The 16,178-nt window shown below is 61.0% G+C and carries 16 protein-coding genes; 12 read left to right on the forward strand and 4 right to left on the reverse strand.

The annotated features are described in order from the left end of the window. Positions 1–189 precede the first annotated feature (189 nt). The 3 genes from C4J85_RS07765 to C4J85_RS07775 all read left to right on the forward strand — a co-directional run bounded on the left by C4J85_RS07765 (position 190) and on the right by C4J85_RS07775 (position 2,156). Positions 190–522, forward strand: coding sequence for a ComEA family DNA-binding protein (locus tag C4J85_RS07765; protein ID WP_124409367.1), 333 nt, complete (start codon positions 190–192; stop codon positions 520–522). Between the two features lie 126 nt (positions 523–648). Beyond that, complete coding sequence (locus C4J85_RS07770) at positions 649–1,293, forward strand: GntR family transcriptional regulator (RefSeq protein WP_124409368.1); 645 nt, start codon at positions 649–651, stop codon at positions 1,291–1,293. 14 nt (positions 1,294–1,307) lie between these two features. Further along, a complete protein-coding gene (locus tag C4J85_RS07775; protein ID WP_124366346.1) occupies positions 1,308–2,156 on the forward strand; it encodes a DUF1989 domain-containing protein in 849 nt (282 codons plus the stop codon). A 7-nt stretch (positions 2,157–2,163) separates the two neighbouring features. Here the strand turns inward: C4J85_RS07775 and C4J85_RS07780 are convergent, their stop codons facing one another. Beyond that, positions 2,164–2,331: a DUF2897 family protein gene (locus C4J85_RS07780; RefSeq protein ID WP_124361874.1), complete on the reverse strand. Its 168-nt coding sequence runs from the start codon at positions 2,329–2,331 to the stop codon at positions 2,164–2,166. Between the two features lie 111 nt (positions 2,332–2,442). Then, positions 2,443–3,807 carry an ethanolamine permease gene (eat, locus tag C4J85_RS07785; protein WP_124366347.1) on the reverse strand — a complete coding sequence of 455 codons (1,365 nt, stop codon included), beginning with the start codon at positions 3,805–3,807 and terminating at the stop codon, positions 2,443–2,445. Between the two features lie 411 nt (positions 3,808–4,218). On the opposite strand from eat, the gene kdpF reads away from it, so the two are divergent. The 6 genes from kdpF to C4J85_RS07815 all read left to right on the forward strand — a co-directional run bounded on the left by kdpF (position 4,219) and on the right by C4J85_RS07815 (position 12,292). After that, positions 4,219–4,308, forward strand: a complete 90-nt coding sequence (gene kdpF / locus C4J85_RS07790; protein ID WP_003218754.1) for a K(+)-transporting ATPase subunit F — start codon at positions 4,219–4,221, stop codon at positions 4,306–4,308. A 9-nt stretch (positions 4,309–4,317) separates the two neighbouring features. Then, positions 4,318–6,012 (forward strand): potassium-transporting ATPase subunit KdpA, encoded by a 1,695-nt coding sequence (gene kdpA / locus C4J85_RS07795; protein WP_124406662.1) that lies wholly within the window; start codon positions 4,318–4,320, stop codon positions 6,010–6,012. A gap of 9 nt (positions 6,013–6,021) precedes the next feature. Then, positions 6,022–8,085 (forward strand): potassium-transporting ATPase subunit KdpB, encoded by a 2,064-nt coding sequence (gene kdpB / locus C4J85_RS07800; RefSeq protein ID WP_124409369.1) that lies wholly within the window; start codon positions 6,022–6,024, stop codon positions 8,083–8,085. A gap of 43 nt (positions 8,086–8,128) precedes the next feature. Then, on the forward strand, positions 8,129–8,674 hold the full coding sequence (kdpC, locus tag C4J85_RS07805; protein WP_124409370.1) for a potassium-transporting ATPase subunit KdpC: 546 nt from the start codon (positions 8,129–8,131) through the stop codon (positions 8,672–8,674). Between the two features lie 84 nt (positions 8,675–8,758). Beyond that, positions 8,759–11,410, forward strand: coding sequence for a sensor histidine kinase KdpD (locus C4J85_RS07810; protein WP_124409371.1), 2,652 nt, complete (start codon positions 8,759–8,761; stop codon positions 11,408–11,410). Positions 11,411–11,602: 192 nt separating this feature from the next. Beyond that, the gene (locus C4J85_RS07815) at positions 11,603–12,292 is read left to right on the forward strand and encodes a response regulator (RefSeq protein WP_124409372.1); all 690 of its coding nucleotides are present in this window, start codon (positions 11,603–11,605) and stop codon (positions 12,290–12,292) included. Positions 12,293–12,432: 140 nt separating this feature from the next. Here the strand turns inward: C4J85_RS07815 and C4J85_RS07820 are convergent, their stop codons facing one another. After that, positions 12,433–13,470, reverse strand: a complete 1,038-nt coding sequence (locus C4J85_RS07820; RefSeq protein ID WP_124361881.1) for a patatin-like phospholipase family protein — start codon at positions 13,468–13,470, stop codon at positions 12,433–12,435. Between the two features lie 217 nt (positions 13,471–13,687). On the opposite strand from C4J85_RS07820, the gene C4J85_RS07825 reads away from it, so the two are divergent. The 3 genes from C4J85_RS07825 to C4J85_RS07835 all read left to right on the forward strand — a co-directional run bounded on the left by C4J85_RS07825 (position 13,688) and on the right by C4J85_RS07835 (position 15,661). Further along, complete coding sequence (locus tag C4J85_RS07825; protein ID WP_003238638.1) at positions 13,688–13,966, forward strand: hypothetical protein; 279 nt, start codon at positions 13,688–13,690, stop codon at positions 13,964–13,966. A gap of 45 nt (positions 13,967–14,011) precedes the next feature. Beyond that, positions 14,012–14,773, forward strand: coding sequence for a CHAD domain-containing protein (locus C4J85_RS07830; protein WP_124409373.1), 762 nt, complete (start codon positions 14,012–14,014; stop codon positions 14,771–14,773). Positions 14,774–14,863: 90 nt separating this feature from the next. Continuing rightward, positions 14,864–15,661: an acyl-CoA thioesterase II gene (locus C4J85_RS07835; RefSeq protein WP_124409374.1), complete on the forward strand. Its 798-nt coding sequence runs from the start codon at positions 14,864–14,866 to the stop codon at positions 15,659–15,661. 3 nt (positions 15,662–15,664) lie between these two features. Here C4J85_RS07835 and C4J85_RS07840 read toward each other — a convergent pair whose 3' ends face one another. Beyond that, complete coding sequence (locus C4J85_RS07840) at positions 15,665–16,027, reverse strand: Mpo1-like protein (RefSeq protein ID WP_124409375.1); 363 nt, start codon at positions 16,025–16,027, stop codon at positions 15,665–15,667. Positions 16,028–16,178: the final 151 nt, after the last annotated feature.

Here is a 16,178-nt window from a genome sequence, read left to right on the forward strand (position 1 = left end):
CCTTGGTCAGAATCTCATAATTAGGTGCAACTTTACCATTGGCTCATGAGCCGTTGGGAAAATCATCTATTAGGCATAATTCACACTCTGTTACTCACCGGTTTTTGACATCCTCCAACATTAGCCTAAGTTAGAAAAGCAGCTTCGGAAAAGCTGCTTTTCTCTCACCGATGTCATGGAGCGTCACCAATGCAAAACCTCTACATCTCCTCTCTAATCTTCGCCTTCCTCACCACCCTCTCTGTCGCCACCACCGCAGCCCCATCCGCCAAACCTGAAGCCCCAAGTCCCATCTCCGCGCAGATGACCAAAACCGAGCAATCCGCCAAGGTCAACCTCAACGCCGCCGACGCCGAAACCCTGCGACGTGATCTGTTCGGTATCGGCGCCTCCAAGGCGAAAGCGATCATCGCCTTCCGCGAAAGCAATGGTCCCTTCACCTCAGTGGATGAGTTGCTGGAAGTAAAGGGTATCGGCAAGGCCTTGCTGGAGAAAAATCGGGACAGGCTGGTTATCAACTAAAGGGCGTATCCCGAGAGGCCGATCATTGATCGGCCTTTTTCGCTTCGTTACTGCGCTTTAAACAACTTTGGCATGAAAAGTGATTACCTCAAGATCAGCGATTGTTCAACAATCCTGAGGTATTGAATGAATCCCAGTTTGTCCTTAGCCGACCAGATCGCTCTGGAACTACGCGCCGATATCATCGGCGGGCGGCTGTTACCGGGTATGCCGTTGGTTGAGGTCGACTTGGTCAAGACCTACAACGCATCGCGCAACACGATTCGCGAAGCCCTGCATCGGTTAGGGCAGGAAGGGCTGACTCGGTATGTGCGTAACAAGGGCGTGATGGTTCGCCGTCTGGAACGTGAGGAGGTGCGTGATCTGTTTGCGGTCCGTCGCACTTTGGAGCTGCAAGCCATTGCCCAAAGCGGCTCTCTGACGAGCGATCAATCCGAGGGCATGCAAAACGCAATCGATGCCACCACTTTGGCGCGGGAGCGGGAAGACTGGCGCGCCGTGGCCACTCACAGCCTGGTGTTCCACCAGCAAATTGTCGGGCTGATGCGCAGCCCTCTGTTCGATGAGTTTTTTGCCCAGGTGATCGCCCAGTTGCGCCTAGTGTTTTGCGCCGCACCCGATGAGCAGCGTTTCCAATCACCCTGGCTGGAACGTGATCGTGAGATTTACACGCTGTTAGCCAGCGATAACAAACCAGCCGCCAGCGAGGCGATGAGCCTCTACCTGGACGATTCCGAACACCTTTCCCTGGCACTGTTTGATCACCCTTGATGGAGGAATGCCCCATGTACAAAGACTATCCAGCCGCTTACCAGGTCAGCAAAGGCTCGGCGTTACAAGTGGATACGACCTTCTATGAACGTATCCGTGATCGCAAGGATCAGCGCACTCTGATCGAACAGTTTGAGGTGCCGATACGCACGGGCAGGGCGTGGAAAGTGCCGGCCGGGCATGTGTTCCGGGTGACCACGCCTGTAGGCCCCCAGGTGGGCGACTTCAATGTGTGGAATGCCAATGACCCGCGCGAACGCTTGTGGGCGGCGCGCACTCGGCAACTTCAAGGCGCCCACGTCAGCACTCACGACCGCTTGTGGTCGAATCTTCCATTTCTACGGCCGTTAGTCACTATTACAGATGACAGTCTCGCAAGCTACGGCATCGATGAGCACGGCGGGCGCCTGCACGACTTGCTCGGCACACGCTGCGATCCCTATGTAAACCGTATGCTCACTGGCGAGGACTTTCATCACCACTGCCACTCAAACCTGACTCGCGCGGTATTGCCTCACGGTCTGACGGAATTCGATGTGCACGACGTGCTGAATATTTTCCAGTGCACTGGCCTTAATCACGACGACATGTATTTCATGAAAGCCTGCCCGGCGCAGAAGGGCGATTACCTGGAATTTTTCGCGGAGATTGATTTGCTGTGTGCGCTATCGACATGCCCAGGTGGGGATTTGTCGTTGCCGATGTGGGGGCCGGACGCGCAGGACCCGCTGACGGTGTGTCGTCCGTTGGGGGTTGAAATCTACAGGCTGGAGGACGAATTGCTGAGTGGCTGGAGTCAGCCGGAGCGTGCTGCCTATAAGGGGCAGCACGGCTTGCATATCGCTAAAGCTGATTGGGAGTAACTCAAGTTCAGCGATCCTGCGCATCCTTGGCGTCCGCCTGGGCATTGCGCTCGGCCACGCGTTTGCGTTGTTCGTCGGTGAGTTCCACTTTGTTGGCGCTGTCACGCAGCATCATCAACCCACCGACGATCGATCCGATCGCAATTACCATAATCAACCACGCGTACCACGGCATAAGGCTCTCCTTGAGGCAGATAGCCGGGGGAGAATTTTCCCACGGTAATAACTGCTTTGAGTTACGGGCTTTCTGAGTAGTTCATTGTAGGCCCGTTCTGCCTCGTAAACCCTATAGTCCGGTCAACATTGCATCTGCCGGCGCATCGGCGCGGTCTTGGGCGGTCAGTTGGAAGTAGATGAAGCCCACGGCCATGAAACCGAGGAAGATCAGCCCGATCAGTGTGTTGAACCAGGCCATCGCTACCAGGCACACCACTGCCAGAGCCAGCGCGATGCCCGGCACGACGGGGTAACCGGGTGCACGGAAGGTGCGTTCCAGCAGCGGTTCGGTTTTGCGCAGTTTGAACAGGCTGAGCATGCTCATGATGTACATGACGATGGCGCCGAATACGGCCATGGTGATCATCGCGGCGGTCAGGGTCATGCCGCCCAGGTTGATCAGGCCATCACTGTAGATGGCCGCAATGCCGACCACGCCACCGGCGAGAATGGCTCGGTGGGGCGTCTGAAAACGTGACAGTTTGGCCAGGAAAGACGGCAGGTAACCGGCGCGGGCCAGGGCGAAGAATTGGCGCGAGTAGCCGAGGATGATGCCGTGAAAGCTTGCCACCAGGCCGAACAGGCCAATCCAGACCAGCATGTGCAACCAGCCGGAGCTTTCGCCTACGACGGTTTTCATCGCCTGGGGCAGTGGGTCGTTGATGTTCGACAGGGTGCGCCAGTCGCCCACGCCGCCCGCGAAGAACATCACGCCCATGGCCAGGATTACCAGGGTCAGGATGCCGCTGATGTAGGCCTTTGGAATGGTGCGCTTGGGATCTTTCGCTTCTTCGGCTGCCATGGCTGCGCCCTCGATGGCGAGGAAGAACCAGATGGCGAAGGGGATCGCTGCGAACATGCCGGCAATCGCCGGGGCACCAAATGTGTCGGAGCCGGCCCAGCCGTTCAGGGCGAAGTTGCTGAAGCTGAATGCCGGGGCAACGACGCCCATGAACACCAGCAATTCGGCGACGGCGAGTACGCACACCACCAGTTCGAAGGTAGCAGCGAGTTTCACGCCAAGGATGTTCAGGCCCATGAACACGAAGTAGGCGCCGACGGCGGCGTGTTTCGGGTCCAGCGCTGGAAACTGCACATTGAGGTAGGCACCGATGGCCAAGGCGATGGCGGGTGGGGCGAAGACGAATTCGATCAGGGTCGCCAGGCCGGCAATCAAGCCACCTTTTTCGCCGAAGGCGCGGCGGCTGTAGGCAAAGGGGCCGCCAGCGTGGGGAATCGCGGTGGTCAGCTCGGTGAAGCTGAAAATGAAGCAGGTGTACATCGCGGCGACCATCAGTGAGGTCACCAGGAAACCCAGCGTGCCGGCCACGCCCCAGCCATAGCTCCACCCGAAGTACTCGCCGGAAATCACCAGCCCGACGGCGATGCCCCAGAGATGGAGGGTGCCCAAGGTGGGTTTGAGGTGTGTGTTCATTGTGTGGTGCTCCCTGAACGGTTTGGAATGATTCAAGGTGTTGCAGTGGACATGCCAGCCTGAGAATCATTGTCGTAAAGCTGCGCTACTGTCGTTTGGGGGATGGTTTGGCGTTTGAATAGTGGCGACGTCGCACCAGATAAGTGCGAGGGTGTCTTGACTGGCGCCATCGGGGGCAAGCCCCCTCCCACACTTGACCGAGTTGTCATGCCGAGCGCAGATCAACCTGTGGGAGGGGCTTGCTCCCGACAGCACCCGCCCAGGCGCCGAAATCACTCGTGTAAACCCCGCATAAACTCACTCTTTACGCCATCTTTACGCCCTACGCCCCGCCTCGCTCTCGTTCCTTTACACCGCTCCTGCGGACAATTGCCCCACACGCGGCACTCGCCGTTAAACGGAGAAACTTCCATGAGCGTTCTGGACGGGGTGTCACTGCTATTGGCCGTGGCGCTGTTCATTTATCTGCTGGTTGCGCTGTTACGCGCGGATCGGAACTAGGAGCAGGCTATGCACAGTTATGACTATTGGCTGATCATCGCCTTCTTTGCCGTGGTACTGGTGCCGGCACCGTTTCTGGGGCGGTTCTATTACAAGGTGATGGAAGGCCAGCGCACCTGGCTGACGCCGGTGCTGGGGCCTGTGGAGAAAGCCTGTTATCGCCTTTCGGGTGTGGACGATCAACAGGAGCAAAGCTGGCAGAAATACATGCTGGCCTTGCTCGCGTTCAACCTCGCGGGCTTTTTGCTGCTATTCGCAATCCTGTTGTTTCAGAACTATCTCCCACTCAACCCGCAGAAATTGCCGGGCCAGGAATGGACGCTGGCCTTCAACACCGCGGTCAGTTTCATGACCAACACCAACTGGCAGAACTACAGCGGTGAAGCTTCCCTGAGCTACCTCAGCCAGATGGTCGGCCTCACTGTGCAGAACTTCGTCAGTGCCGCCACCGGCCTGGCAGTCCTGGTCGCGCTTTGCCGTGGGATCGGTCGCAAATCCTCCAAGACCTTGGGTAACTTCTGGGTCGACATGACCCGCGCCACCCTCTACGGCTTGCTGCCGTTATGCCTGGTGCTGGCGTTGTTTCTGGTATGGCAGGGCGTACCGCAAACTTTTGCCCATTACGTTGATGCCGTGACGATGCAAGGCGTGGATCAGGTCATCCCCCTCGGCCCGGCGGCCAGCCAGATTGCGATCAAGCAATTGGGCACCAATGGCGGCGGTTTTTTTGGAGTGAACTCGGCGCATCCGTTCGAAGACCCGACAGCCTGGGCCAACCTCTTCGAAGTGGCCTCGATCATTCTGATCCCGGTGGCGCTGGTATTCACTTTTGGCCACTACGTCAAAGACCTGCGTCAGAGCCGCGCCATTCTCGCCTGCATGCTGGCCTTGTTCCTGATCGGCGGCGCGACTTCACTGTGGGCCGAATACCAGCCCAACCCAACCTTGAACAACCCGGCCGTTGAGCAAACCGCGCCGCTGGAAGGCAAGGAAACACGTTTCGGCACCACCGGCACGGTGCTCTGGTCGGTGACCACCACCGCAGCGTCCAACGGCTCGGTCAACGGAATGCAGGACAGCCTCAGCCCCCTGAGCGGGATGGTGGCGCTGGTCAACATGATGGTCGGCGAAGTGATCTTCGGCGGGGTCGGTGCCGGTATGTACGGCATGTTGCTCAACGTGCTGATCGCGGTGTTCCTCGCCGGCCTGATGATCGGCCGCACCCCGGAATACCTGGGCAAGAAACTCCAGGCCAAGGAAGTGCAACTGCTGGTGGTGACCCTGCTGGTGATGCCGGTGGGTGTGCTCGTGCTGGGTGCCATTGCCGCCAGTCTGCCAGGCCCGGCCGGCGCCATCAGCAACCCCGGCCCCCACGGCTTCAGCCAGTTGCTCTACGCCTACACCTCGGCCAGTGCCAATAACGGTTCGGCGTTTGGTGGGTTCAGCGGCAACACCGCGTTCCACAACCTGATGCTTGGCCTGGGCATGTTGATCGGCCGTTTCGGCTACATTCTCCCGGTACTGGCCCTGGCCGGTAGCCTGGCGATGAAGAAGACCGCACCGATTGGCCAGAACAGTTTCCCGACCCACGGCCCGTTGTTCGTGACCTTGTTGACCGTGACCATTTTGCTGGTGGGCGGCCTGACTTTCCTGCCGACGCTGGCGCTGGGCCCTATTGCTGAACACCTGAGCATGGGCTTCTAACCAAGGGATATGAAAATGAATATGCCTGTAAAAAATGCGGCCCCGGTCAAACCCCAGGAACCTGCCAAAACCGCGATCTCGGCCCTGTGGCGCGCGGCGCTGGTCCAGGCGTTCGTCAAGCTGGACCCACGCCAACTGCAACGCTCGCCGGTCATGTTGGTGGTCGAGCTGACCGCCATCCTCACCACCGTGCTGTGCTTTATGCCCGACGCCGCCGTGCCGACCTTTGTGGCTGTGCAAATTGCCGTGTGGCTGTGGTTCACCGTGTTGTTCGCCAATTTCGCAGAAGCCTTGGCCGAAGGCCGTGGCAAGGCCCGCGCCGACAGCCTCAAGGCCGGCAGTGAAGGCTTGAGCGCTCGTCGCAAGGAGTCCGACGGTAGCTTCAAGGTGGTACCGGCCACCAGCCTGCGCAAAGGTGATGTGGTGCGCGTCGCCGCAGGTGAAATGATTCCTGGCGACGGTGAGGTGATCGAAGGTATCGCTGCCGTCAACGAAGCGGCGATTACCGGCGAATCCGCTCCGGTGATCCGCGAATCCGGCGGCGACCGCTCGGCCGTGACCGGCAACACCCGCCTGGTGTCGGACTGGCTGCTGATCCGCATCACCGCCAACCCCGGTGAGTCCACCTTGGACCGTATGATCGCCCTGGTGGAAGGCGCCAAACGCCAGAAAACGCCCAACGAAGTCGCGCTGGATATCCTGCTGATCGGTCTTACCCTGATCTTCCTGCTGGTGGTGGTGACCCTGCAGCCGTTCGCTCACTTCGCCAATGGCAGCCTGCCCTTGGTGTTCCTGGTCGCACTGCTGGTGACGCTGATTCCTACGACCATTGGCGGCTTGTTGTCGGCCATCGGCATCGCCGGCATGGACCGCCTTGTGCGGCTCAACGTGATCGCCAAGTCTGGTCGCGCGGTGGAAGCGGCAGGGGACGTGCATGTGTTGCTGCTGGACAAGACCGGCACCATCACCTTCGGTAACCGTCGTTGCTCGGCAGTGGTTGCGGCGCCCGGTGTGAGTGGGCGGGAAGTGGCGGAAGGTGCGCTGTTCGCCTCCTTGGCGGATGACACGGCGGAAGGCAAGTCCATCGTCGAATACCTGCGCGCCTTGCACCCCCAGGCAGAGCCGACACTGGACGAACTGACTGCGGTCCCCTTCAGCGCCGAAACCCGTTTGTCCGGTGTCGACTATCAGGGCCGCGTATTCCGCAAGGGCGCGGTGGATTCGCTGCTGGCGTTTATTGGCCAGCAACGCAGCGACCTTTTACCTGCACTGTCGCGGGAAATCGACAAGATCGCCCAAAGCGGCGGCACGCCGTTGCTGGTGTGCGCCGATGGCAAATTGCTTGGTGCGATCCATCTGAAAGACGTGGTCAAGCCTGGCATCCGTGAGCGTTTCGCCGAGCTGCGCAAGCTGGGGATTCGTACCGTGATGGTCACCGGCGACAACCCGTTGACGGCCGCCGCGATTGCCGCTGAAGCCGGCGTGGATGACGTGCTGGCTGAAGCCACGCCTGAGAAAAAACTCGCCCGTATTCGCCATGAGCAGAACGACGGCCGTCTGGTCGCCATGTGCGGCGACGGTGCCAACGACGCGCCAGCGCTGGCCCAGGCCGACGTCGGCATGGCGATGAACGATGGCACCCAGGCCGCACGCGAAGCCGCGAACATGGTCGACCTCGACAGTGATCCGACCAAGCTGCTGGACGTGGTGCAGATCGGCAAGGAGTTGCTGGTGACCCGGGGCGCGCTGACCACCTTTTCCATCGCCAACGACGTGGCCAAGTACTTCGCGATCCTGCCGGCGCTGTTCGCCTCGATCTACCCGCAATTGGGCGTGCTCAACGTCATGCACCTGCAGAGCCCGCAGAGCGCAATTCTGTCGGCAATTGTGTTCAACGCGCTGATCATCGTGGTGCTGATCCCGCTGGCCCTGCGCGGTGTGCGCGTGCAGGCGGCGAGTGCGGCGGCCTTGTTGCGACGCAACCTGCTGATCTACGGCCTGGGTGGGCTGCTGGTGCCGTTTGTGGGCATCAAGGCGATCGACATGCTGCTGACGGCGCTGCACCTGGTGTAACCCTGCGGTCTTTTTTGTGGCCCGATTTATTGAGGATTTGACGATGACTAATACAATCCGCCCGGCCCTGAGCCTGCTGGTGCTCATGACCCTGATCACCGGCGTGGCTTATCCGCTGGTGGTGACTGGCGTCGCTCAGGTTGCCTTCCCGGATCAGGCCAATGGCAGCCTGGTGCGCGATGCCGGCGGCAAGGTGCGCGGCTCCAGCCTGATCGCCCAGGATTTCAGCGGTGACGGCTGGTTCCATCCACGCCCCTCGGCCGGGGCGTTCGCGACGGTCTCCAGCAGTGCCAGCAACCTTGGCCCGAGCAATCCCGCGCTGGCCACGCGCATCTTCGATGACGCGAATAAACAACAGGTGCCCGGCCAGGGGCCCGTACCGTTGGCCTCGCTGACGACCTCCGGCAGCGGACTTGATCCACACTTGCCACCCGCGGCAATTGCCTATCAACTGGCGCGAGTGGCGGCAGCACGGAATGTGCCGGTGTCGACCTTGCAGCGGATGTTGGATGAACACACCGAAAGCCCGTTGGTGGGGCCGCCGGTAGTCAACGTACTGGCACTGAACATGGCCCTGGAAAAACTCTGAACCCCTGTGGGAGAGGGCAAGCCCCCTCCCACATGTGATTGACATTGAACCTGACTGCTTTGATACCTGAAGGACACTACCCGCATGAGCGACTCCGGCCGCGCCGATGCCTTGTTAGCCGATCTACCCCGCAACGGCCGTGGCCGGCTCAAGGTTTTCCTCGGCGCCGCGCCCGGCGTGGGCAAGACCTACGCCATGCTCCAGGCGGCCCACACCCAACTGCGCCAGGGCGTACCGCTGATTGCCGGGGTGGTCGAGACTCACGGCCGTGCCGAGACGGAAGCCTTGCTCAGCGGCCTGCCGCAACAACCGCTGTTGCGCAGCGAATACCGTGGCGTGATGCTCGAAGAAATGGACCTCGACGGCCTGCTCGCGGCCAAGCCCAAGCTGGTGCTGGTCGACGAGCTGGCCCATAGCAACGCCCCCGGCAGCCGGCATGAAAAGCGCTGGCAGGACATTCAGGAATTGCTCGCTGCCGGCATCAACGTATTCACCACCGTCAACGTCCAGCACCTGGAAAGCCTCAATGACCAGGTGCGGGGCATTACCGGTGTGCAGGTGCGTGAAACCCTGCCGGACTGGGTGCTGCAAGAGGCCGACGAATTGCTGCTGATCGACCTGCCGTCCCGCGAATTGCTGGAGCGCCTGCGCGACGGCAAGGTGTATGTGCCGGAACAGGCGCGGGCGGCCATCGATGCGTTTTTCACCCAGACCAACCTGATGGCCCTGCGCGAACTGGCCATGCAGACCGCTGCCGCCCACGTCGACGACGACCTGGCCCAGGGTTACCGCCAACTCGGGCAAGCTGCGCCGGCGGTGCGTGGCCGTTTGCTGGTGGGGGTCGATGGCGACGCACAGGCCGAACGCCTGGTGCGCCATGCCAGTCGGGTCGCGCAGCGGCGGCATTTACCCTGGAGCCTGGTGCATATCGACAACGGCCACGCGCGAGATGAACAGTCACGGCTACGCCTGCAAAATGCCCAGCAACTGGCGGAGCGTCTGGGCGGCGAGGTGGTGTTGCTGCGGGCGGGCGAAGTGGCCAGGACGCTGATCCAGCATGCCGCCGAGCGCCGCGCCAGCCTGGTACTGGTCGGGCAGTCGCGCATGCGCTGGCGTCGACGGCTGTTCGGCGGAGGCCTCGCCGCACGCTTGTTGCGCAATGCGCGGGGCCTGGAGATCAACGTGCTCGACAGCGACGATATGCCTGCTCCGCCGCGCTTGCCGGATGCGCGTGGGTTGCGCTGGTTCGACTACGCCTTGGCCGTGGTGGCAACCGTTGTTGCAGCCGGCTTGGCCTGGGGCGTGTCCAGCGTATTGCCGTTGCCGAATATCTCACTGGTGTTTCTTGCGGCGGTGCTGCTGGTGGCGGTGCGCAGCAGTCTGGGGCCTTCGCTGGTGTGCGCGGCGTTGTCGTTCATGACCTATGACTTTCTGTTTATTCCGCCGAATTTCTCCTTTGCCATCCAGCGTGAAGAGGACGTGCTGACCCTGTTGTTCTTCCTGTTGATGGCAGCGCTCACCGGCAACCTGGCTGCGCGCCAGCGTCGCCAGTTGCAGGCGCTGCGCGACACCCAGGAAGAAACCAGCGAGCTGCTCGACCTGTCGCGCAAGCTCACAGCAGCCACGGATCGCCAGGCCGTTATCAGTGCGGCGGCTCACCACCTGCAAGGTTGGAATGACTTGGATGTATGCCTGGTCAATCGCGACGGCGAGGGCGGCTGGACAATCGAGACCGGTGGCCCGTTGACCCTTACCGAAGCCGAACGCGCTGCCGCCGATTGGGCCTGGCAGCACGACCAGCCGGCGGGTGTGGGCACCGGCACCTTGCCGTTTGGGCGTTGGTGGTGGTGGCCGTTGTCGGGCGAAGAGGGGCCCTTGGGTTTGCTCGGTGTCAGTGCCAAGCCGGGCTTGGAGTTGAGCGGGCAACGCCGCCGCCTGCTCACCGCCTTGAGCCAGCCGCTGGCCCAGGCGCTGGCGCGGGCGCAGTTGGGGCAGGAGTTGGAGTCGGCGCGTTTGCACGGCGAAACCGAACAACTGCGCAGCGCCTTGCTCGCCTCTGTATCCCACGATCTGCGCACGCCGTTGACCTCCATGCGCGGCAGTATTGACAGCCTGCTGGCGCTGGGCGAGGCGATCCCTTTGGAGGATCGCCGCGACTTGCTCGAAGGCACCCGCGATGAAGCCGAGCGCCTCGACCGCTACATCCAGAACCTGCTGGACATGACCCGCTTGGGCCACGGCGCGCTGAAGCTGGCGCGCGATTGGGTCTCGCCCGGCGATATCGTCGGCAGCGCCCTCGGGCGTTTGCGCGCGGTGCTGGCGCCGTTGCAAGTGAGTACCCATGTGCCGCCGGAGCTGCCGTTGCTCTACGTGCACGCTGCGTTGATCGAGCAGGCGTTGGTCAATGTAATGGAGAACGCCGCACGTTTTTCGCCGCCCCAGGGCCGTTTGCAGTTGAGCGCCGGTGTCGCGGACAACCAGTTGTTTTTCGCCGTGGCCGATGAAGGGCCGGGGATTCCCGAGGATGAACGTGCGAAGATCTTCGACATGTTCTACACCGCTGCCCGTGGTGATCGGGGCGGGCAGGGCACCGGCCTTGGCCTGGCGATCTGCCAGGGCATGGTTGGCGCACATGGGGGGCATATCAGCGTGGCGGATGGCATTGAAGGGCGGGGTACCTGCATCACCTTGTTTCTGCCGCTACAATCTCAGCCGGGCTTGGACACTGACCTTTGAAAACGTGTGCCTACTGTGGCGAGGGAGCTTGCTCCCGCTGGGCTGCGCAGCAGCCCCAAAACCATTCGGTCGCGACGCATCACCTGCCTGACTAGTTTGTGAGCGCTTCGCACTCCAGCGGGAGCAAGCTCCCTCGCCACAACAGGTTCGTTTCTACAATGGTTTGTTTTTAATGGATATTGATTGGACACCATGAGCCAGACCGCGACGATTCTAGTCATTGATGACGAACCGCAGATCCGCAAATTCCTGCGCATCAGCCTGGCCTCCCAGGGCTATAAGGTGATCGAGGCCGGCACCGGCACCGAAGGCCTTGCCCAAGCGGCATTGAGCAAGCCGGACCTGCTGGTGCTGGACCTGGGCTTGCCCGACATGGACGGCCAGCAAGTGCTGCGCGAGTTTCGCGAGTGGTCGACGGTACCGGTGCTGGTGCTGTCGGTGCGCGCCAGTGAGGGCCAGAAGGTCGACGCCCTCGACGGCGGCGCCAATGACTACGTGACCAAGCCCTTCGGTATCCAGGAATTTCTCGCCCGTGTGCGTGCGTTGTTGCGCCAGGCACCGGCGGGCGAGTCTCAGGAAGCCGCCCTGAGTTTCGGCCCGCTGACGGTAGACCTGGCCTACCGCCGCGTCCTGCTGGACGGTGCCGAGGTGGCGTTGACCCGCAAGGAATACGCGGTGCTGGCGCAACTGGCACGGCATCCAGGGCGGGTGATTACCCAGCAGCAATTGCTCAAGGATATCTGGGGGCCGACCCACACCGAAGACAGCCACTACCTGCGCATTGTGGTGGGGCATTTGCGGCAGAAGCTGGCGGATGACCCGACGCAGCCGAGGTTTATCGTGACTGAAGCGGGGGTGGGGTATCGATTGCTGAATACTTAGGGTGGATAGAGTTTCGCTGCCTCAACAAGCGTCATCGCGGGCAAGCCCACTCCCACATTCGACCGCATGCTCATGTTGAACTCAGTCCAATTGTGGGAGTGGGCTTGCCCGCGATGGGGTCGTCAGCAACGCCTACACTCTCAAGACTGCTCACTCTCATACCGATCCAACGTATCACTGGCAATTTCCCGTCCCAACGCGATCAACTCCGGCGCCTTGTAGAACTCGAAAAAACGGCACACCCGCTTGGGCACGTTGATCAGCACATCCGGCGGGTAGCCGGCGATTTTGTACTGTGCCAATGACGTTTGCATCACTTCGAAACTCTGGTTGATCAGGTCCAGCAGCGACGCAGGCCCGACGTTATCGATAATGAACGAGCCTGTGGCCGACTTCGGCGTGCCGGGTTTTTCCGGCGCGGCGGCGGGTTGCTGGGATTCGGGCTCGGCCGACTCCAGCCATGGGTTGATCTCGGCGGCCTGGGCCTGCAACGCTTCCTGCTCGAGCTTCATCAACTGCTCGGCCTGTTTGCGTCGAAACGGCAGGTGCGAACCCAATGATTTTGCCAGGCTGTTGAAGCGGCTCTTGAATGCCGGCGGGCGCTGGATCACCGGCAAATGATAGTGCTTCTGGTTGGTGGCGTTGAGGTTGACCGCGATGATCAAGTCGCAATGGCTGGACACCACCGGCACGATGGGCAACGGGTTGAGCAAGCCGCCATCCACCAGCATGCGGTTGCCCTGCATCACCGGCGTGAACAGGCTGGGGATCGCGGCCGAGGCGCGCATGGCCTGGTGCAGGCAGCCTTCCTGGAACCAGATTTCCTGCTGGTTGGTGAGGTCGGTAGCCACGGCGGTGTAGGGGATGCGCAGCTCTTCGATATTGATCTCGCCGACGATCTTGCGGATCTGCCCGAACACCTTTTCACCGCGAATTGCGCCCAGGCGAAAGCTCACATCCACCAGGCGCAACACGTCGAGGTAATCGAGACTTTCGATCCAGTTTCGGTACTCGTCCAGCTTGCCGGCGGCATAGATTCCGCCGACCACGGCGCCCATCGAGCAGCCGGCAATACAGGCGATGTCATAGCCGCGTCGTTCGATCTCTTCGATCACCCCGATATGGGCGTAGCCCCTGGCTCCGCCGGAGCCCAGCACTAAGGCAACACGTTTCTTCATGACCAGATCCTTCGTGAAACAGGTGCCCACAATGCACCCATCAAGGGGGCCGCTACAATCCTCGGTAAGCCTTGGCAATATTTTTCCAGAATCACGACTAGGCTCGGGTATGCTCTGGCAATGGGTACTACTGATTTCAGGCTAAGGACAAGGCACTTTTCCCTGTAGGCAACGTCTACAGGCTACGACAGATTTTGTATATTTTGAGGTGTCATCGATGAAAGCCTGGATGTGTGTTCCCGTGATCCTGTTGGCCTTGGCGGGCTGTGCCGGGAAAACCGCGTATCGCGACAGCTGCGGGTCGCAGTTGGATGCCGCCTGGAAAGAACTGGACCTGGCCAAGGCCGAGGGCTTCGCGGGCACCGTCAGCTACTCCAAGGCTTTGTCGTTGTTGACCGGGGCCAAGACCCAGCAGCAATTCGAAGCGTTCGAAGGGTGCTCCAACAAGGCCGAGAAAGCGCGCTTCTATATCCGTGAGTCACGCGCCGGGCGTTGATTCGCTAGCCGCGAGTAGGCTGTTTCATCACACAGGGAGGGCAGGATGTCAGCGCTGGTCAATCAGTTGGTCGCTCAGGTCATCGGCCTGGAAGTAGGGTTACTGAGCTGTCAGGCGCGTCTTGCCGCTGTCACCGATGATGAAGCCTTGCATGATCTGCGCACTACCGTGCGCCGCATGCGCAGCCTGTTGCGCCCCTTGCGCGGGTTACCGGGTGTCGAACAGCTTGAATCGGCCGCCCGCGCGGTGGGCCAGTTGACCACACCGTTGCGTGATCGTGAGGTGCTGGCGGCGTACTTGCAGCAGCAAGGCCATTATGAGGCGGCTGAGCGGCGTCTGCGTCTGCAGCCTGAGGCCTATCGCCAGGTGGCGCAGAGCTCGCAGCTCGCGCACCTGCTGCAGATCCTCGATGCGTTTCCACGGTTTATCCGCGCTTCCCAACGGCAGAAATTGCTCAAGGGCCTGCGCTCGCGCATCCAGAAACGCCTGACCAAGCAATGGAACGCACTCGACCACGCGCTGAAAGACCCCGAGCATGATCGCCACCGTTTACGCTTGCTGATCAAGCGCGTGCGCTACGCCGCCGAGGCGTATCCCGAGCTGGACAAACTGCCTGCCAGCACGCTGTCACACCTGAAAAAAGCCCAGGGCGCCCTGGGGGACTGGCATGACTGCTGGCAGTGGTTGCTCCAGGCTGAGCAACAGGCTGATCTCAAGCCCTGCGTCGCGACTTGGCGTCAAACCATGGTCAAGGCCGAACGGCAAGCGGGCCGGGTACTGGACAAGCTCAGCGCCGATTGTTTCTGAGCCGGTCCGGTTTTTGGCCGGAATAGGTGCTGTATCTGGCGGGTTTGGTGGTTAAGATCCCCTCATCGATTTTCTTGATGTGAGGTCGCCATGCGCTTTAGTGATTTGCTCGACGCTGCCCGTCAAAACCCACAGGATGTCACCATCCCTGCCGAATGGGCCCAAGGCCGCGCCACCTTTGGTGGTTTGGTCGCCGCGTTGCAATACGAAGCCTTGCGCGACCAGGTGCCGGCAGACCGGCCGCTGCGCTCACTGGCAATCACCTTCGTTGGCCCGGTCGCGCCGGATGTACCCGCTAGCTATCAGGTTGAAGTGTTGCGCGAAGGCAAGGCTGTCAGCCAATTGCTGGGCCGTGTGGTGCAGAACGGTGAAGTGGCGACCTTGGTCCAGGCCAGTTTTGGTGCGCCCCGCGCGTCGGAAATTGACGTCGCGAGCGAGCCGCCACCGGTGTTCAAACATTGGGACGAATGCCAGGAACTGCCCTATATCAAGGGCGTCACCCCGGAATTCATGCGGCATCTGGCAATGCGCTGGAGCGTCGGCGGCCTGCCGTTTACCGGCAATAAATCCCGCGACATGGGCGGTTGGGTAAGGTTGCGTGGGGACGTGAAAGAAGAGCCTCTGACCGAGGCGCACATCCTCGCACTGGTCGACGCCTGGCCGCCGGCATTACTTCCGCATTTGAAGAAACCGGCGCCGGGCAGCACCCTTACCTGGACCATCGAATTCATCCAGCCGTTGCAGCACCTGACCACTCTCGACTGGTGCCAATACCACGTCAACATCGAACACGCCCGCGACGGCTACGGCCATGCCGCGGCCGCGCTCTGGAGCCCGACCGGCGAGTTGATCGCCCTCAGTCGCCAGACCGTGGTGGTTTTCGCCTGACCCTCAATACCGGTGACGCTGGCGCCACGCCCGCCACCAGCCGCCGCTGAGCACAAAGCGCGGAAACGTCACGAACTGCTCGACCACCAGGCGCTGCACCGCGTCGTTACGATCACTGAACGGCTCGCTCGCCTGGGCTTCCAGGCTGTGACCGTGACGCTGCAGCGCCAGGCCCGCCAAAATGCCGATCACGCCTACGGCAAAACTCACCAGGCTCAGGCTGAACACACCGGAAACGATCAACAGAAAGCCAATGATGAACAGCGGCACGGCAATCAGGTGCAAAGCCAGATTGGTCGGGTGTTGATGGTTTTGTGGGTAATTACGCCATTGCCAGGCGGGGAGATTGGGGTGACGTTTGCCCATGGTGGTGAATCCTTTGTCCGTTTAAACAACTTGGAGGGAGTTTAGGTGTAGATGGGCAAGGGTACGAATTAAGGCTAACTATGAAGTTCATAGGGGGACGCAGAATTTTTAGGGCTAGAAAAAATAATCATCTGGTCCATTTATGTATACA

Origin of the sequence: Pseudomonas sp. R4-34-07, assembly GCF_003852375.1 — a bacterium.
In the GTDB taxonomy this organism is placed as follows: Bacteria; Pseudomonadota; Gammaproteobacteria; order Pseudomonadales; family Pseudomonadaceae; genus Aquipseudomonas.